Below are 16,941 nucleotides of genomic sequence, written 5' to 3'. Positions count from 1 at the left end.
AACCAAACAATGCTAATTTCATTTTGTAAATTATCTTGTTGTACCAGGATACTGCTCTAAAGCTTCTTTTAAAATTTCAACTGAACGAATTAAATCTTCAGATTTTAAAACATAAGCTAAACGAACTTCTTGTAATCCTGAATTTGGAGTACTATAGAAACCAGCACCTGGCGCTAACATTACTGTTTCTCCGTTAGAGTTGAAAGATTCTAATAACCAAATTGCAAATTTTTCTGCATTATCTACTGGTAATTGAATCATACAATAAAATGCACCTTTTGGATTAGGAACTACAACACCTGGAATTTCTTTTAGTCCATTTACTAAAACATCACGACGTTTTAAGTATTCCGCACGACAATCTTCGAAATAAGTTCCAACATTATTATGAGCTAAAGTTGCCATATATTGAGACAATTCAACCGGACTTAAACGAGCTTGAGCAAAACGCATTGCAACACCCATGAAATCTTGATTACGTGTAACAATAGCACCCGAACGAGCACCACATAAAGAAAAACGTTTAGATTCAGAATCAATTACGATTGCATGATTTTTCAGTTCAGGAAAACTTAAAATTGAAGTAAAAGGCTCTTCTGTATATAAATATTCAGCATACACTTCATCAGCAATTAAATAGATATCATGCTCTAAAACAATATCACGTAATTGCTCTAATTCCTCTTTCGAGTAAACATAACCTGTTGGATTTCCTGGATTACAAATTAAAATCGCTCTAGTTTTATCTGTAATTTTCTTCGCAAATTCTTCTACTGGTGGTAAACCAAAGTTATTTTCAATAGAAGATGGAACTGGAACAATATTTACATCATTTTCACATGTAAATCCATTGTAATTTGCATAAAATGGTTCTGGAATAATAATTTCGTCACCAGGATTTGCAATAATTCCGAAGATAAATAATAAAGCTTCTGATCCACCTAAAGTTGCAATAAAATCAGACGAAGTAACATCGATCCCTCTATTATTATAATAATTTGCTAATGCTTCTCTATACTCTAAAGTTCCTTCAGAATGCGTATAAGAAATTATATTAGAAGGAAAATTCTTTAACCCTTCTAATACTGCTTTAGGAGACTCAATGTCTGGTTGTCCAATGTTTAAATGATAAACTTTTGTACCTCTTTGTTTTGCTGCATCTGCGTAAGGAACTAACTTACGAATTGGTGACGCAGGCATGTTTTGTGATTTATTTGATAAAACTAACATTTTTAAAATAATTTGTTGTTTGCTTACCTTATTTGGTATTGTTTTTGTAATTTTAGGTTGTAAATATACAATTCGTTTAATCTATAAAAAAAACTTTATTATGAGTAAATCAAATAATGCCGTAAAATTATTAGCAGGTTTAGCTATCGGTACAGCAATTGGAGCAGTAGTTGGATTATTATATGCACCTGAATCTGGAGCTGACACAAGAAAAAAATTAAAAAAAGAAGCTGATAAATTAAAGAAAGAAGCTGATAAATATGCTGGAGATTTTTCTGAAAAAGCGAAAAAAGCAAAAGCTGAATTAGAAGTTAAACTTGAAGAAATTAAAGCTAAATTAGCTGAGCAAAAAGACGAGTTAATTGCAAAAGCTGAGGAAGTTTCAGGTAAAGCTAAAGACAAGGCTAAAGATGTAAAAGACGAATTCCAAGAAAACGTTGGAGTTTAATAAATAATTTTTGTAATCTAATTTTTTCATTTCTAGCCATACTCTATTATGTTTTCAGACTTAAAATCATATGTTAATCAGCGAATAACGTTAACAAAATACGAATTTGTTGACTCTATGAGCAATATGTTCGCAAGTGGTATTTTTGCAATCATTGTAGCCGCTGCGTTTCTATTTTTAATCCTTTTAGGAAGCTTAGCTACTGGTTTTTTGTTAGGTGATTATTTTAATAATTATGGATATGGATTTTTAGCTGTTACAGGTTTATATTTTTTATTTCTAATACTTTGTCTGATTTTTAGAAAAAATCTTAAAAACTTACTTGCTGATATCGCTGTAGAAAGTGCTATGATTGCAATGTCTAACCAAGATGAAGATGATGATGAAGAATAATCAGAAACCGATTAAAAATCTTAATGATTTAAGGTTAGCAAAAAAACGTTTAAAAGCTGAAATTAGAATTTCAGAAAAAGCGAATGATAATTCTGTCGTGAACAAAGCATTTGGACTTGTTTCTAACTTTACAAGAGATCAAAATTTTGCATCGAGTAAAGTTGAATCTGCATTGCATTGGATTGGAGATAAAGCTAGTAACAAATATCCGATGAGAGGTTTTAGTAAAATTCTTGTTTCAGGATTAATTGTAATTGCTGTTCCAATTATTACAGAAAAAATTCAGGATTACATCAAGAAAAAATTATAAAATATTTTGAATAAAAAAGGCACTCATTTAGAGTGCCTTTTTTATTTATATCATTTCTTTAAATTCATTAAATGCTAACTCAAAATCTTCTAATGGAATAAAATGTCCAAGATCTTCATTAATACATAAAGTAACCTTATTTGTTTCTAGATTTATTTTATTAAAAAAATCTAATTGTAAATCCGAATTAACAATTTCATCTTTTAAACCTACCAAAACATATATTTGACTTTTAGGTTTTAATTCCCAAGCTTTATTCGGTATGTATTTTTTAACTTGATCTAAGACTGTAACAGCTGGGTTTAACACTAAACAAGGTACTTCTAACAATAGCGCTAAGTGATAAATTAACAACCCTCCTAAACTTGTACCAGAAACGAAGTCCAAATTTTTATCTTTAAATTGATCGTATAAACTATATAATATTTCCGGCTCATTGTCATAATCAATATTTGGTGCGTAAATAGTTCCGTAATTTCCTAAGAAATTTTTCTTTTCATCAGTTACATACCCTTGATACCCGTGTAAATATATCCCGTTTAACTTTTTACTATTCATAAAAAAAATCCATAATCTTGATGATTATGGATTTTAAATGTATGAATTTTAATCTAATTAAGCTTCTTGTTCTTCTGCTTGTTCTTCAGATTTCTTCGCATTAGGTAATTCACCTTTAAATAAGAATGAAATGATTTCTTTATTAACCGTATCTAACATACGTTGGAAAATCATGAAAGATTCTTGTTTGTAAATTACTAATGGATCTTTTTGCTCGTAAACCGCATTCTGAGATGTACGACGTAAATCATCAACATCACGTAAATGCTCTTTCCAGTTGTCATCAATTAACGATAAAACAATAGATTTTTCGAAATCTTTAGTAATCGTTTTACCTTTTGATTCGTAAGCTTCTTTCAAATCACAAACAACTGTCATTTGACGGATACCATCTGTAAACGGAACTTGGATACGAGAGAACATGTGACCTTGATTTTCATAAACACCCGCAATAACAGGGAATGCCGTTTCAGCAACATATTCCATTCTAGCTTTGTAATCAGCTAATGCAGCTTGATAAACAATATCTAATAATTCTTTAGCTGAAGTCGATTTAAAAGTTGCTTCATCAACAGGAGTTCCCATTGTAAAGTATTTAATTAAATCTAATTCGAAACGACCAAAATCTTCAAATTCTTTATTTTCTTTAACGATTGAAGCAGCAACATCGTAAATCATGTTTGCAATATCAACCTCTAAACGATCTCCAAATAACGCATTACGACGACGTTTGTAAATTACTTCACGTTGCTTATTCATAACGTCATCATATTCTAATAAACGTTTACGAACACCGTAGTTATTTTCCTCAACTTTCTTCTGAGCACGTTCGATAGATTTTGTAATCATTGAATGTTCGATTACTTCACCATCTTTGTGTCCCATACGATCCATTAATTTTGCAATTCTTTCAGAACCGAATAAACGCATTAATGAATCCTCTAAAGAGATATAAAATTGAGAAGATCCTGGATCACCTTGACGACCTGCACGACCACGTAACTGACGATCGACACGACGAGAATCATGACGCTCTGTACCAATAATTGCTAAACCTCCTAAGTCTTTAACTTCTTGCGTTAACTTAATATCGGTACCACGACCTGCCATATTAGTTGCAATAGTTACCGCACCTGGCTGACCAGCTTCTGTTACAATATCTGCTTCTTTCTTATGTAATTTCGCATTTAAAACGTTGTGTTGAATTCCACGTAATTTTAATGCTTTAGATAATAACTCAGACACCTCTACATTCGTTGTTCCAACTAATACTGGACGTCTGTCTTCTTGAGATAACTTAGTAATTTCTTCGATTACAGCTTTATATTTCTCACGATTAGTTTTAAATACAACATCGTTTCTATCATGACGTAAAATTGGACGGTTTGTTGGAATAGAAACAACATCTAATTTGTAAATTTCCCAGAACTCACCAGCCTCCGTTTCAGCAGTACCAGTCATACCTCCTAACTTGTTGTACATACGGAAATAATTCTGTAATGTAACAGTTGCGAAAGTTTGTGTAGCCGCTTCAATTTTTACATTTTCTTTGGCCTCAATCGCTTGGTGTAATCCATCAGAATAACGACGACCATCCATGATACGACCAGTCGATTCGTCAACGATTTTTACTTCACCATCAACTACAACATATTCATTATCTTTTTCAAATAAAGTATATGCTTTTAATAATTGAGACATTGTATGGATACGCTCAGATTTAATAGAGAAATCACGGAAGAATTCTTCTTTCATTAAAGCAATTTCTTCTTTTGCTTTTCCAGAATTTTCAATCTCGGCAATATTAGTAGATACATCAGGTAAAATGAAGAAATTTTCATCTTCCATACCTTTAGATAAATACTCGATTCCTTTATCTGTTAAATCTGATTGATTTGATTTTTCATCAATTGTAAAATATAAGTGTTGATCCACTTTAGGCATTTCACGATTATTATCTTGAATGAAATACGCTTCTGTTTTTTGTAACTGCGCACGGATTCCATCTTGAGATAAGAATTTAATTAAAGGTTTATATTTTGGTAAACCACGATAAACTTGGTATAATTTAAACCCACCTTCTTTTAAATCACCTGCTTTAAATAATGCTTTAGCTTCATTTAATACTTTACCTAACATTTCACGTTGAATGTGGTATAAAGTATCAATTTTTGGTCTTAAAACATCAAATTCGTGACGATCTCCTTGAGGAACTGGACCAGAAATAATTAATGGTGTACGAGCATCATCAATTAATACAGAATCCACCTCATCGACAATAGCAAAATTTAACTCACGTTGTACTAAAGCACTTGGTTCGTTTGCCATATTGTCACGTAAATAATCAAAACCAAACTCGTTATTCGTACCATAAACGATATCAGATGCATAAGCATTTCTACGTCCAGCAGAATTAGGTTGGTGATTATCAATACAATCAACAGTTAAACCATGGAAATTAAATATTGGTCGCATCCACGCCATATCACGTTTTGCTAAGTAATCATTTACTGTTACTAAGTGAACTCCACGACCTGTTAATGCATTTAAATAGATTGGCAATGTAGCCACCAAAGTTTTACCCTCCCCTGTTTGCATCTCTGCAATTTTACCAAGGTGTAAAGCAGAACCTCCGATGAACTGTACATCATAGTGTGCCATATCCCATTTTACTTTACGACCTGCAGCATCCCATTCGTTGTACCAAATAGCAGTGTTTTCGTCTTTTAAGGTAACGTAGTCAACACCTAAATTAGCAAGTTGTTTATCGTAATCAGAAGCAGTAACTTCTAATTGTGCATTATTTGTAAAACGCTTACCTGTTTCGCGTAAAACCGCGAAAGCTTCTGGTAAAATATCAATTAAGATTTTTTCCTCTATTTGGTAAGCTTCTTTATTTATTTTATCAATTTGAGCGTATAAAGCTTCTTTTTCAGTAAAATCAGAAGTAGCTTCAACTTTTTCTTTCAACTCATTAATTTGAGCTGTAAAATCAACAGTAGCCTCTTTTAATTTTTGTTGGAAACTTTTTGTTTTCCCTCTAAGTTCGTCAATAGTTAACGCCTCCAAAGCAGGACCAAAACTATTGGCTAAATCTACGTATTTACGTAATTCTTTTACATCTTTTTCATTCTTATTACCTAAGAATCCCTGTAAAATTTTATTAATAATATTCATATTGTAGCTCGTTCTTATCCAAACCACTAAAGGAACAAACCTTTATTAGTTTTCGATGTAAATATACATCAACTATGTTTTATATAGATGTTATAGAATTGAAAAAAGCCCCAACTTGGGCTTTTTTATATTAATATTCGTCTTCGTTCCAAAGGAAATCGTCATCCGTTGGATAGTCAGCCCAAATTTCTTCAATACTTTCGTAAGAATCTCCTTCATCTTCGATAGATTGTAAGTTTTCCACTACCTCTAATGGAGCTCCAGTACGAATTGCGTAATCAATTAATTCATCTTTTGTTGCTGGCCATGGTGCATCACTTAAGTAAGATGCCAATTCTAAAGTCCAATACATAGTTATATCTTTTTATTATTAGTAGAGACTATTTAACTCTCTATTATCGATTCAAAACCCGAAAATTCCAAATCAAATAATTTGCCAAAGTCAAACTGTCAGTCTTTTCTTTAAATTTATCCTTTTTTCTTAGATTTATTTATCTATTTTTAGCAACTAAATATAAGAAAATGGACACGAATATAACAAAATTATTTTCAATAAAACACCCAATTATTCAAGGAGGAATGATTTGGAATAGTGGTTGGCGTTTAGCTTCTGCTGTTAGTAACGCGGGAGGACTAGGTTTAATCGGTGCTGGAAGCATGTATCCGGACGTTCTTAAAGAACACATTATCAAATGTAAAGCCGCTACTGATAAGCCTTTCGGAGTTAACGTACCAATGTTATATCCTAATTTAGAAGAAATCATAGAAATTATAATTGAACAGGGCGTAAAAACAGTATTCACGTCAGCAGGAAACCCAAAAATTTGGACAGAAACGTTGCAAAAAGAAGGAATAACTGTTGCACATGTTGTAAGTAGCACCAAATTTGCTCAAAAATGTGCCGATGCAGGTGTAGATGCTGTCGTGGCAGAAGGGTTTGAAGCTGGTGGACATAATGGCAGAGATGAGACGACCACTTTATGTCTTATTCCTAATGTAAGAAAGCAAATAGATATTCCATTGATTGCTGCGGGCGGAATTGCAACCGGATCACAAATGTTAGCAGCTATGGCTTTAGGTGCAGATGGAGTACAAATAGGATCGCGTTTTGCTGCTACTGTTGAATCTTCTGCTTGTGATGCTTTCAAAAATGAAATTGTTAAAGCACAAGAAGGTGATACTATGCTTACTTTAAAAGAATTAGCTCCAGTTCGTTTGATTAAAAATCAATTTTATAACGAAGTGCAGGATTTATACATCAAAGGAACAACGGCTGAAGAATTAAAAAATCATTTAGGAAGAGGGCGTTCGAAAAAGGGAATGTTTGAAGGTGATTTAGTCAATGGAGAATTAGAAATTGGACAAGTTTCAGCCTTAATTGATTCGATTCCTACTGTGCAAGAAGTTTTTGATGAATTAATTTTAGATTTTGATAAAGCCAGAGAGTTAATTAATAAATTATAATTCATTAAAATAAACTAATTTTATAAGGATGTCATAAATGGCATCCTTTTTTAATTTAAACCTATGAAAGCTGAAGAAAATTATATAGAAATTAATAAAAATTCATGGAACACTAAAACTGAATTTCATCTAAAATCTGAATTTTATGACATGGAAAATTTCAGAAAAGGTAAAAGTTCTTTGAATGAAATTGAGCAAGAACTTTTAGGCGAATTAAAAGGAAAAAAAATACTTCATTTACAATGTCATTTCGGTCAAGATACAATTTCCTTGCAAAAATTAGGCGCAAATGTTACGGGTGTAGATTTATCTGATAAAGCAATTAATTATGCAAAAGAAATTGCTAAAGAGCTAAATGCTGAAGCTGAATTTATATGTTGTGACATCTACGATTTACCAAACCATTTACATCAGAAATTTGATTTGGTTTTTACCAGTTATGGCGTGATTGGATGGTTACCTGATTTGGACAAATGGGCGAACATTATTTCGCATTTTCTAAAACCTGAAGGAAAATTAGTTTTTGTCGAATTTCATCCAGTGGTTTGGATGTTTGATGATAATTTTGATAAAATTGGTTATAATTATTTTAACCGAGGCGCAATAAAAGAATCTTTTGAAGGAACGTATGCCGATAGAGAAGCGCCAATAAAACAGGAATATGTTATGTGGAATCATGGTATTACTGAAGTTTTGAACAGTTTAATCAAAAATGGATTAGAAATAAACCTATTTAATGAATATGATTATTCGCCTTATAACTGCTTTCAGCACACGATTGAATTTGAACCAAAAAAATTCAGAATTAAACATTTAGAAAATAAAATTCCAATGGTTTATGCCATTCAAGCTACAAAAAAATAACAATGAAAAATATACTTATTCTTACATTTTTAATCTTATCTCCTATTCTACTTCAGGCGCAAAGAATTGAAAAACATAATGCTGGAGAAATAATAAATTGGAAAGAATTTGAAATTAATAATAACAAATGGGGAACGTATAAAATTAAAAAAGGCACCTACGATCAAACCATTTATTTGGAAAATGATCAGCCTGGTTGGAAATGGAAAACTCCTGGAAAATCTTATGGCGTTTTGGGTTATCCGATGATATTTTTAGGAACTAGTGCATGGAACAATTTAGTAAATGTAAACACTGAGAATTATTTTAAAAATTTAAATGAGATTAAAACGTTTGAAGTTAAATATGATACTAAATTAATTGTTAATGATAAGAAATATAATCTAGCATTTGATTTTTGGCTTCACAATTCTCCAAAAGTTGCATTTGAAACTATTGACACCGAAGTAATGATTTGGGAAGATTACAATAAATTTAATCCCTTTGGAAAAAAACAAGGAAAACTTACAACTTCTACTGGTCAATACGAAGTATATGCTGGTAAAATCTTTAAAAAAGAATTGAATAAAGGTTGGAATTATATCGCATTCCTTCGCCTGAATAAACGTAAAAGCGGAAAGTTGAATTTAATGGAATTTATAACTTATATGAAGGAAAATAATATGATTAAAAACAATCATTATTTGTCTTCGTTTGAATTTGGAACTGAGATTTTAACCTCAACTGGCGAAATAAAAATAGTTGAGTATAACGTAAACATTGAATAAAAAAGGGTGCTTGAATTCAAGCACCTATTTTCACTAACTGACTATGAATTGTCTGAAATTAAATCTAATCTTAAACAGTAGATTTACAATCATTTCGACATAAAAAAAGCTGTCAAAACTGACAGCTTTTTATTTAAATTCTTCCTTGTTCTTTTAATTTCCAATAACGCAGTAATCCGTTAACTGACATCCAACTTGGATTTGCATATTCATAAGTTTGAATTTCTTCGTCAGATAATCCTTTTTCTTTGAATTGATTTTTCGTATAATTCATAAAAAGTGGAACTATTGTATCCGCTGGAACTTGATCATCATAAAATGGTTTGATGTAGTTTGCCCAATCGTGTAGTATCAATTCTAAATCATTCAATAATTCAATAGGATTTTCTTGGCGATCAAAATGTGTTAAATACAATGCTGTTGGATTTTTACTCTTAATTTTTTCAATAGATTCTTTCCAAAGCTTAATATTAATATCTGGCGGAGGACAAGGTGGAACCACCGGACCTTTACCGATTCTAACACCTGCTACATCGCCTGTAAAAATTACATCATCTATTTGATATGCGTTATGATGCACAGCATGACCAGGCGTATACAACACATCGATCACAACATCGCCAAACTCAATTTTATTTCCATCCGCAACACCAACTAATTGATCTTCAGGAATAGGTTTCATCTCTCCCCACAAACGATTCATATCATCTCCGTAAATCTGAGCAGCAGAATTCCATAACTTTTCAGGATGGTGTAAATGTGGAACACCTATTGGATGTACAAAAATTGTAGCGCCATGTTCAGCAAATTTCCAAGCTGCACCTGCATGATCAAAATGAATATGTGTAACCAAAACATTTTCAATATCACTTAGTTGAAAACCAAGATTTTCAATCCCTTTTTGTAAAGTATCGAAAGTTGACATCGGACCGGTTTCAATCAAAATAGGACCTTGAGCAGTTTCTATTAAATAAGCAGCAATCGAATGATCCTCTTGCTGAAAATTTAAATCAATTGTGTGTATTTGTGGCATTTTATAATATTTCTTCTATGGTATATTCTACTCCGTTAAATTCTAATGTATCACCTTTAATATTTCCTTCCAAAGATTTATAAATCGGTGCATTTGTACTAATCCCAACAAATTTTACTCCATCAAGTTCAAACTGTTGAAAAGCTAAACCGATTACCATATTTACTTTATTTGTAAATACTACATTTCCTTCAGTAATTCCTGGAACTAATTCTGGTTTTAGTATTATAAATGATTCTAATTCTTTCTTAGCTTCATCTAATCTTATTTTAGTTGCAAAAGCATCATCTGTCGAACGACTTTGTTGTACTAAATCATCAACCTCAACACTTGAATCTTCATCCAAATCCAAACTTTCTGTTTGCATTTTATGAGTTTCTTCTAAAGTTTTTATTTCTTCTTCCCTTAGGTAAATCAAATGATCAATAACATCTTTTCTTGTAAACTTTTTACTCATTTTATCAGGTTTTAATTTAGCTCAATTTACAAAATAAAAAAGACTCTTAGCTATAATTCTAAGAGTCTTGATATATTAAAATAAGTTTAAATTAGATTATTGAGCAAAACTGTATCTTGCACCACCAGCGGCAAACAATGATAACATTCTAGTTTTTTGTCCGTTTGTAAACATGTTCATTCCACGATCATCAGTATAATCCATATAATTCATTGTCATTTCGACTGGCGAACCTGAACAAGTACTGTAATGAGGATAAGTTGGAACTCCGTAATTTGCAGTATTATGAGTTGGAGTATCTGCTACTAAATCAGTTCCACATGTTGCATCACCCCAAATGTGACGTAAATTTAACCAATGACCAACTTCGTGCGTTGCAGTTCTACCCAAATTGAATGGATAAGTTGCAGTACCAGTTGTTCCTAAATATTTAGAATCTACCACTACACCATCAGTTGAAGAAGAACCTCCAGGAAATTGAGCATAACCTAAGATTCCATTTCCAATGGTACAAACCCAAAGATTCAGCTTTGTAGTTGGCGTTAATGGTGTTAAACCAGTTGATTTCTTCATTAAATCTGTTGTTCCCCAAGAGGTACGATTTACATACTTACGTCGTACTTGATCTAACTCAAATCGGATACCGACATTTGCTTTAACTCCTGAGAAAATAGTTGGGACAGATGAAAAATCAGAATTCTGAGCATTAAAATCTTTATTTAAAACATCTATTTGAGATTGAATTTGTGTAACTGAAATATTTTCTGCAGTCGTTCTGTATAAAACATTAACAACAACTGGAATTACAATTTGACCGTTAACTAATCGAGCTTCGGATAAATCAAAATTATTTGCAAACTCATCTATTTGTTGCATACGAGCAGCTAAAGATGGATCGGCAGCTAATTGTTCTTTAAAAACTTCATCTGTTGCACAACCACGACGAGCTAAATCTTCAACTGTATCTGTTGGCTGATCGATCACAGATGCATCGTCTTCAGAACAAGCTGTAAAAAACAAAACAGCTGATAATAAAAAAATTAATTTCTTCATAATTAGTAATTTATTAGTGTTAAACACTTAAAATTAACAAATAATTTTGAAACTGTATTATATTTATTTTAATATTTTACCGAAATGTTTAAAATTAATTTAAAGAAATATCAATTATTATGCTTTTTTAATAACCAAAACCCTCTATTAATAAAGACTTGTCAAATTTTAGGATAAAAAAAACACTCAATAAATTGAGTGTTCGATATCTTTAAACGATAAATTACTTTTTCACTTTAATTGTACAACCAATTGCAACAGTCGAAGTAACTTTTATTGGTTTATTTCCTAATAATGCATTAACCGCATCTTCTACATAACGCTCCGATACATCATTCGCGTCCTCATAGTTATTATCAATCGCACCGATATATTTTACAATATTTTTATCTTTTTCCTTTTGTAGCAAAAATACATGTGGCGTTTTTGTTGCTCCATATTGAGGATAAATCTTTTGACCTTCATCTAATAAATAAGGGAAAGTAAATCCTTTTTCTTTGGCACGAATTTTCATTTCTTCGAAACCATCCTGTGGCTGAACTTCAGGATCATTCGGATTAATTGCAATTACTGGATAACCTTGTTTTTTATATTTTTTGTCTAATGCAACGATTCTATCTTCGTATGCTTTTGAATAAGGACAATGATTACAGGTAAAAATTACGATGAAACCTTTTGCATCTTTAAAATCTTTCAGAGATACAAATTTGTTATCAATATTTTTCAGACTAAAATCTGTTGCCACATCCCCAACCTTGTATTGCGCGTTTACTGCAACACCAAACAAGATAAGACAAGTTGTAATAAATAATTGAATATACTTTTTCATATTAATGTGATGTTTTAAAAACTTTAATATTTTCTTCTAATTCAGATTTGCTCATTTCCTGACCAACGAAATGAACTTTTTCTCCGTTTTGGTAAAAAACTGTTACTGGTATATTTCCTGTCCAAGATTTATCAATTGCCGGAATCCATTCGTTCATACGTTTGTTATCATCTAATAAAACAACTTCAGCATTAATTTTAAAATCATTAATAAACTGCTTTACTTTATCTAATTGCTTGACACGATCCATAGAAACAAACAAAAATTTTATTTTTGAATTGTCTTTATTTTGTTCATCAACTTCAACAAAGTGTGGCATTTCTTCCACGCAAGGTCCGCACCAAGTCGCCCAGAAATTTACAATAATTAACTGATCTGTAGGTTGTTTTACCATCTCAAATAACTCTTCATATTTAATCACTTTTACATCTTGTGCATTGATTTGATTAAAACTTAAAATGGCAAGTAGTGAGAATATTTTTAAAAAATTCATTTTGATTATAATTTGAAAATAAAAGTAAGGTTTTTTAAAAAAATAGGATGAGGATTTTACTGATTTTAACTCAATTTTTGTAATTCCGTCTAAATTAACGAATTTTGTAAAAAATTGTTGACTTGTACTCAAAAGAAGAAGCTTTTCAGAAAAAAAAGGATTTTTGGGTTTCGTATGGTGGATATATGAAACTACAAATGAATGCAGAAGGAGAACGCATTAACTGGATTAATTATAAAACTGGTGTAAAAGGAATTTACTTTCGAACGAATGTAGATAGAAAATTTGCTGAAGTTATGATTCAAGTTGATCATCCGGATCCAGATTTTAGACAAATGATTTGGGAACAATTAGAAGAATACGAAATTGTTTTGCAAGGTTATCTTGGTGAAGATTGGATTTGGACTGCACAGGATTTTGACGATGATGGAAAAGAGATTTCTACCATTAAAATCAGACTAGAAAATGTGAGTATTTTTAGAGATACAGATTGGCCAACAATCATTACTTTCTTAAAAGAACGTATGATTAATTTGGATGAGTTTTGGTGTGATCACAAAGAAAGTTTCGAAATATTTAAATAAAAAAAAGCTCGGTAAAACCCGAGCTTTTTTATTTATTCAATAACACATTCTATTATTTCTATTGATATTAATTCGTTTGCTTCATTTACTAATTCATCTACAAATTCATTAGAAAGACTCAGCGATTTTAAATATTCTTCTTTCAGTAAAATGTCTTTTACTAAAATGCATCCTGCATCCATTAAAACTTTTTGTTGATCTTTGGTTAAAGATGTTAAACAAGTAATTGGATAAATTGCAAGATTATCAATTAGATATTTTAAACTCATTTTATCTGGATAATTCCACGAAATCATACCTATTTTATAATATTCGGCCCAATCGATAGAATCTGTTGTTAAGTACGCATTGGTTATTAAAAAACCTTTTGTTGGTTGTAACGTTTTATTGAAGTAGGTATATTCTTTATCCCTCACATCAATCATTCTCGACATGAAATACATTGGTGTCGTTACGCTGATTTTCGCGTCAATATCATTTCTAAATTTACATTCACAAAAAAATAAAACATCGTCTTTCTGTGCAACTACATCAATTTCGTGCGTAACAGCATTTCCCTGAACCGTTTGTCCATTAACGGCATTAAAACCGACTGTTTCCATTAATCTTTTGATGTATTTTTCAAAATAATATCCTTCTGGACCTAAATCGCGAAGCGCTTTTTTCAAACTATAACGAGCAGCATACGAACTTCTATATTTTTTTAAACTTTCAAATGCTAAGTTGTACAAATCTTGTGTTTTTATTCCATCGTAAATTTGTGGACTCATTAATTCAAACACTTCTTCCACTTCATCCTTGGTAGCTCCGGATTTAGTTAATGAAATTTTTAAGGCTTTAGGATTATAATCAACTAATTCTCCATTGAATTTAGATACTTTCATATTGTTTATTTAGGAAGATTAAATTTAGATAATTATTCGATTATTATACAGTAAAATGCATAATTAATAATAAATCTTATCTTTGCACAACCAAAAAATTAAATACATGAAATTAGATACTCTTTTACAGGAACGAAGCGGAAATCAATGTGAATTAAGCGGAGAAACTGAAAATCTAAAAATTTACGAAGTCCAGCCAGATGCTACGAGCAATCCTGATCGTATCGTTTTAATCACAGAAAAATGTTTAGCACAAATTGAAAAAAGAGAAGAATTGGATGCTGCTTTTTGGGAGCCAATTTTATTATCTTCTATGTGGAGCGAAGTTCCAGGTGTACAAGTTTTATCTTGGCGAATGCTAAATCGTTTTCGTAATGAAAGCTGGGCTGCTGATGCGATAGATATGATGTATTTAGATGATGAAATGTTAGAATACGCAAAAGCTTCTGGTGATCATATTGGTGATGGAGCTGTACAATTACACAAAGATTGCAACGGAAATATTTTAGCGAATGGTGATACAGTTACATTAACGAAAGATTTAGATGTAAAAGGTTCGTCATTAAATGCTAAAATTGGAACTGCTGTTCGTAATATTCGTTTAGTACATGACAACCACGAACAAATTGAAGGAAAAGTTGAAGGACAATCTATTGTGATTTTAACTAAATATGTAAAAAAACAAGCATAATTACGCTTCATATATATAAAAAGGGAATCTTTATGATTCCCTTTTTTATTGATTTAAACTAAATTTATCAAGTGATAATTTTAAACAAAGTTGACTTCCTTCACTCATTCCTTTATCTAAATATTCTTCGCCATTTTTTTCCTCGTCTTTCATTACATAATACGAATACATTAAACCATAACCGTCTGGATTATTAAGATCTATAACACGTTGTGCGATATTTTTTAACTGATCAAACTCTATTGCATTTTTATCTACTGTTTGGTAATCGTGATTTAATAATTGAAGTGTGAGATAGGAGAAATTTTGAATGCAACCTAAATCAAATCCTTCATCGCAAAGCATTTTATTTTCAAGATTAATCTGTTCAAAATGCAAGGGCAAAAGTCCATCATCCATTAATTTTGAAAGTTTTGATTGCGAATTATTTAAATAAAATCGTTTTAACCAATAGGCGCGTTGACTAGGTTCAAAAGTTATATCGTCATTCTTTTCAGCTTTCGAAACCAATTTTAGATTCTCGTTCTTTTGCCATTTGGTAATTCCTTTTATATTTCTTTTTTCAATCAAATAAATTGAAACATTCATATCTACAAATACAAACAAACTGTCGTTTTCATGGTAATATTCGGCTGGAATTTCTTTATTAATTACTGATTTTCCATTGCCAAATAGCTCGATTCGATTGTATGTATATTTTGAATTTCCTGCATAAATACCTTTAAGATCGTTACGCGGTTGAGCCGAAGCATTCGAAAAAAAACAAATAAACAATAGTAGAAGAACAGATAAAAAATATTTCATATTTAACTATATTTCAATTAAATATAAAAAAAGAGAATCAAATAAGATTCTCTTTCTATCATTAATTTTCAATATCATCTTTTATATCTTCAACTAATTGATCAATTTCTAGACTGAAACAAAGATTACATCCTTTTTCTAATCCTATATTTTTATAATAATTGAATTTTTCGTTATCACGTAAATACAAATAATAATTCGCTAATAAACCGTAACCTTCTGCATTGCCTAAATCAATAATCTTATGTCCTAAATATTCAAGATTTTTGTCTGGATTAACGATTAAATTTTCAATTTCGTTGGTATCAAAAATTTTTGTAACTCCACCTAAATTCTCCGAAAATTTCAAAATAAACACTTGCACGCAAGCCAAATCAAAATCTTGTTCGCATGCTACATTATTCTTTATGATGAGATCATTTATAAATTGATTATAATCTAAATTTTCGTCAAAAACTTGATTAAATGTATTTTTAAAGTTAATATCATAATAATTGGCTAATAATTGTGCTCTTTTATTTGCTGTAGGAGAATCTTGAGTATAGACGAACGACTTACTATCACTTTTAAAGATTTCATCATTAATCCAATATCCGATACCTTTAAGTGAATTATTTTTATGCTTTTTTAAAATAAATTGTGTACGATCAACAAAAATCACAATAGAATCGTTGCGTTCAAAATAATCATATAAATTAGAATCAGAAATCTTTACTTTTCCTTTTCCATCAAAATCTAATGTAGAATAAAGAGATTTTTTAGATGTATTTTTAAACAATCCTGACAAAGTGTTAGTAGGATTTTGGCCAAATGAAAGCAAGGCTATTTGGCATAAAATAATTGAGAGTATTTTTTTCATAATTTTTTGGTAGGTTTCAATAAAGATAATAAATAAAAAAAGT

At 30.9% G+C, this 16,941-nt stretch carries 20 protein-coding genes; 8 read left to right on the top strand and 12 right to left on the bottom strand.

Features of this window, described 5'->3' with window-relative positions; genetic code table 11:
* Nucleotides 1–30 precede the first annotated feature (30 nt).
* On the bottom strand, nt 31–1,230 hold the full coding sequence (locus J9309_RS09995) for a pyridoxal phosphate-dependent aminotransferase (RefSeq protein WP_230475745.1): 1,200 nt from the start codon (nt 1,228–1,230) through the stop codon (nt 31–33).
* Between the two features lie 100 nt (nt 1,231–1,330).
* Here J9309_RS09995 and J9309_RS09990 point away from each other — a divergent pair, with 100 nt between their 5' ends.
* Genes J9309_RS09990 through J9309_RS09980 form a run of 3 tightly spaced genes read left to right on the top strand, consistent with a single transcriptional unit; the run spans nt 1,331 to nt 2,381 of the window.
* Nucleotides 1,331–1,678, top strand: a complete 348-nt coding sequence (locus J9309_RS09990; RefSeq protein ID WP_230475744.1) for a YtxH domain-containing protein — start codon at nt 1,331–1,333, stop codon at nt 1,676–1,678.
* A 48-nt stretch (nt 1,679–1,726) separates the two neighbouring features.
* Entirely contained in the window at nt 1,727–2,071 is a 345-nt protein-coding gene (locus J9309_RS09985; protein ID WP_230475743.1) for a phage holin family protein, read from the top strand.
* Nucleotides 2,055–2,381, top strand: coding sequence for a hypothetical protein (locus J9309_RS09980; RefSeq protein WP_230475742.1), 327 nt, complete (start codon nt 2,055–2,057; stop codon nt 2,379–2,381). Before J9309_RS09985 ends, J9309_RS09980 begins: the two co-directional genes overlap by 17 nt.
* Before the next feature lie 45 nt (nt 2,382–2,426).
* Here the strand turns inward: J9309_RS09980 and J9309_RS09975 are convergent, their stop codons facing one another.
* The 3 genes from J9309_RS09975 to J9309_RS09965 form a co-directional block, all read right to left on the bottom strand.
* Nucleotides 2,427–2,939, bottom strand: a complete 513-nt coding sequence (locus tag J9309_RS09975; protein ID WP_230475741.1) for a hypothetical protein — start codon at nt 2,937–2,939, stop codon at nt 2,427–2,429.
* A gap of 57 nt (nt 2,940–2,996) precedes the next feature.
* Entirely contained in the window at nt 2,997–6,116 is a 3,120-nt protein-coding gene (secA, locus tag J9309_RS09970; protein ID WP_230475740.1) for a preprotein translocase subunit SecA, read from the bottom strand.
* 130 nt (nt 6,117–6,246) lie between these two features.
* Nucleotides 6,247–6,468, bottom strand: a complete 222-nt coding sequence (locus J9309_RS09965) for a DUF2795 domain-containing protein (protein ID WP_019976296.1) — start codon at nt 6,466–6,468, stop codon at nt 6,247–6,249.
* 170 nt (nt 6,469–6,638) lie between these two features.
* Here J9309_RS09965 and J9309_RS09960 point away from each other — a divergent pair, with 170 nt between their 5' ends.
* From J9309_RS09960 to J9309_RS09950, 3 genes are all read left to right on the top strand, one after another.
* Entirely contained in the window at nt 6,639–7,580 is a 942-nt protein-coding gene (locus J9309_RS09960; protein ID WP_230475739.1) for an NAD(P)H-dependent flavin oxidoreductase, read from the top strand.
* 63 nt (nt 7,581–7,643) lie between these two features.
* Nucleotides 7,644–8,444: a class I SAM-dependent methyltransferase gene (locus J9309_RS09955; protein WP_230475738.1), complete on the top strand. Its 801-nt coding sequence runs from the start codon at nt 7,644–7,646 to the stop codon at nt 8,442–8,444.
* A gap of 2 nt (nt 8,445–8,446) precedes the next feature.
* Nucleotides 8,447–9,211 carry a GH12 family glycosyl hydrolase domain-containing protein gene (locus J9309_RS09950; protein ID WP_230475737.1) on the top strand — a complete coding sequence of 255 codons (765 nt, stop codon included), beginning with the start codon at nt 8,447–8,449 and terminating at the stop codon, nt 9,209–9,211.
* A 133-nt stretch (nt 9,212–9,344) separates the two neighbouring features.
* Here J9309_RS09950 and J9309_RS09945 read toward each other — a convergent pair whose 3' ends face one another.
* The 5 genes from J9309_RS09945 to J9309_RS09925 form a co-directional block, all read right to left on the bottom strand.
* On the bottom strand, nt 9,345–10,244 hold the full coding sequence (locus J9309_RS09945) for an MBL fold metallo-hydrolase (protein ID WP_230475736.1): 900 nt from the start codon (nt 10,242–10,244) through the stop codon (nt 9,345–9,347).
* A gap of 1 nt (nt 10,245) precedes the next feature.
* Nucleotides 10,246–10,701, bottom strand: coding sequence for a hypothetical protein (locus J9309_RS09940; RefSeq protein ID WP_230475735.1), 456 nt, complete (start codon nt 10,699–10,701; stop codon nt 10,246–10,248).
* 96 nt (nt 10,702–10,797) lie between these two features.
* On the bottom strand, nt 10,798–11,754 hold the full coding sequence (locus tag J9309_RS09935) for a zinc metalloprotease (RefSeq protein ID WP_230475734.1): 957 nt from the start codon (nt 11,752–11,754) through the stop codon (nt 10,798–10,800).
* A gap of 223 nt (nt 11,755–11,977) precedes the next feature.
* Nucleotides 11,978–12,583: a thioredoxin family protein gene (locus J9309_RS09930; protein ID WP_230475733.1), complete on the bottom strand. Its 606-nt coding sequence runs from the start codon at nt 12,581–12,583 to the stop codon at nt 11,978–11,980.
* Between the two features lies 1 nt (nt 12,584).
* Nucleotides 12,585–13,076, bottom strand: coding sequence for a TlpA family protein disulfide reductase (locus J9309_RS09925; RefSeq protein WP_230475732.1), 492 nt, complete (start codon nt 13,074–13,076; stop codon nt 12,585–12,587).
* Between the two features lie 122 nt (nt 13,077–13,198).
* On the opposite strand from J9309_RS09925, the gene J9309_RS09920 reads away from it, so the two are divergent.
* On the top strand, nt 13,199–13,660 hold the full coding sequence (locus J9309_RS09920) for a DUF4268 domain-containing protein (RefSeq protein ID WP_230475731.1): 462 nt from the start codon (nt 13,199–13,201) through the stop codon (nt 13,658–13,660).
* A 32-nt stretch (nt 13,661–13,692) separates the two neighbouring features.
* On the opposite strand, the gene J9309_RS09915 is transcribed toward J9309_RS09920, so the two are convergent.
* Nucleotides 13,693–14,544, bottom strand: a complete 852-nt coding sequence (locus J9309_RS09915) for a PDDEXK family nuclease (protein WP_230475730.1) — start codon at nt 14,542–14,544, stop codon at nt 13,693–13,695.
* Between the two features lie 106 nt (nt 14,545–14,650).
* On the opposite strand from J9309_RS09915, the gene J9309_RS09910 reads away from it, so the two are divergent.
* On the top strand, nt 14,651–15,235 hold the full coding sequence (locus J9309_RS09910) for a PhnA domain-containing protein (protein WP_230475729.1): 585 nt from the start codon (nt 14,651–14,653) through the stop codon (nt 15,233–15,235).
* 45 nt (nt 15,236–15,280) lie between these two features.
* Here J9309_RS09910 and J9309_RS09905 read toward each other — a convergent pair whose 3' ends face one another.
* Nucleotides 15,281–16,039, bottom strand: coding sequence for a hypothetical protein (locus J9309_RS09905; RefSeq protein WP_230475728.1), 759 nt, complete (start codon nt 16,037–16,039; stop codon nt 15,281–15,283).
* A gap of 61 nt (nt 16,040–16,100) precedes the next feature.
* Nucleotides 16,101–16,898, bottom strand: coding sequence for a hypothetical protein (locus J9309_RS09900; RefSeq protein ID WP_230475727.1), 798 nt, complete (start codon nt 16,896–16,898; stop codon nt 16,101–16,103).
* Nucleotides 16,899–16,941: the final 43 nt, after the last annotated feature.

The sequence above is a fragment of the Faecalibacter bovis genome (assembly GCF_017948305.1).
Taxonomy (GTDB): Bacteria; Bacteroidota; Bacteroidia; order Flavobacteriales; family Weeksellaceae; genus Empedobacter; species Empedobacter bovis.
This window is presented reverse-complemented; position numbering and strand designations above follow the sequence as displayed.

What these genes read in the sequence shown, in the direction of transcription:
- J9309_RS09985 (WP_230475743.1), top strand. Translation starts at nt 1,727, where the DNA reads ATGTTTTCAGACTTAAAATCATATGTTAATCAGCGAATAACGTTAACA.
- J9309_RS09925 (WP_230475732.1), bottom strand. Translation starts at nt 13,076, where the DNA reads ATGAATTTTTTAAAAATATTCTCACTACTTGCCATTTTAAGTTTTAAT.
- J9309_RS09900 (WP_230475727.1), bottom strand. Translation starts at nt 16,898, where the DNA reads ATGAAAAAAATACTCTCAATTATTTTATGCCAAATAGCCTTGCTTTCA.
- secA (WP_230475740.1), bottom strand. Translation starts at nt 6,116, where the DNA reads ATGAATATTATTAATAAAATTTTACAGGGATTCTTAGGTAATAAGAAT.
- J9309_RS09910 (WP_230475729.1), top strand. Translation starts at nt 14,651, where the DNA reads ATGAAATTAGATACTCTTTTACAGGAACGAAGCGGAAATCAATGTGAA.
- J9309_RS09980 (WP_230475742.1), top strand. Translation starts at nt 2,055, where the DNA reads ATGATGATGAAGAATAATCAGAAACCGATTAAAAATCTTAATGATTTA.
- J9309_RS09995 (WP_230475745.1), bottom strand. Translation starts at nt 1,230, where the DNA reads ATGTTAGTTTTATCAAATAAATCACAAAACATGCCTGCGTCACCAATT.
- J9309_RS09935 (WP_230475734.1), bottom strand. Translation starts at nt 11,754, where the DNA reads ATGAAGAAATTAATTTTTTTATTATCAGCTGTTTTGTTTTTTACAGCT.
- J9309_RS09930 (WP_230475733.1), bottom strand. Translation starts at nt 12,583, where the DNA reads ATGAAAAAGTATATTCAATTATTTATTACAACTTGTCTTATCTTGTTT.
- J9309_RS09915 (WP_230475730.1), bottom strand. Translation starts at nt 14,544, where the DNA reads ATGAAAGTATCTAAATTCAATGGAGAATTAGTTGATTATAATCCTAAA.
- J9309_RS09965 (WP_019976296.1), bottom strand. Translation starts at nt 6,468, where the DNA reads ATGTATTGGACTTTAGAATTGGCATCTTACTTAAGTGATGCACCATGG.
- J9309_RS09960 (WP_230475739.1), top strand. Translation starts at nt 6,639, where the DNA reads ATGGACACGAATATAACAAAATTATTTTCAATAAAACACCCAATTATT.
- J9309_RS09945 (WP_230475736.1), bottom strand. Translation starts at nt 10,244, where the DNA reads ATGCCACAAATACACACAATTGATTTAAATTTTCAGCAAGAGGATCAT.
- J9309_RS09905 (WP_230475728.1), bottom strand. Translation starts at nt 16,039, where the DNA reads ATGAAATATTTTTTATCTGTTCTTCTACTATTGTTTATTTGTTTTTTT.
- J9309_RS09975 (WP_230475741.1), bottom strand. Translation starts at nt 2,939, where the DNA reads ATGAATAGTAAAAAGTTAAACGGGATATATTTACACGGGTATCAAGGG.
- J9309_RS09950 (WP_230475737.1), top strand. Translation starts at nt 8,447, where the DNA reads ATGAAAAATATACTTATTCTTACATTTTTAATCTTATCTCCTATTCTA.
- J9309_RS09990 (WP_230475744.1), top strand. Translation starts at nt 1,331, where the DNA reads ATGAGTAAATCAAATAATGCCGTAAAATTATTAGCAGGTTTAGCTATC.
- J9309_RS09940 (WP_230475735.1), bottom strand. Translation starts at nt 10,701, where the DNA reads ATGAGTAAAAAGTTTACAAGAAAAGATGTTATTGATCATTTGATTTAC.
- J9309_RS09955 (WP_230475738.1), top strand. Translation starts at nt 7,644, where the DNA reads ATGAAAGCTGAAGAAAATTATATAGAAATTAATAAAAATTCATGGAAC.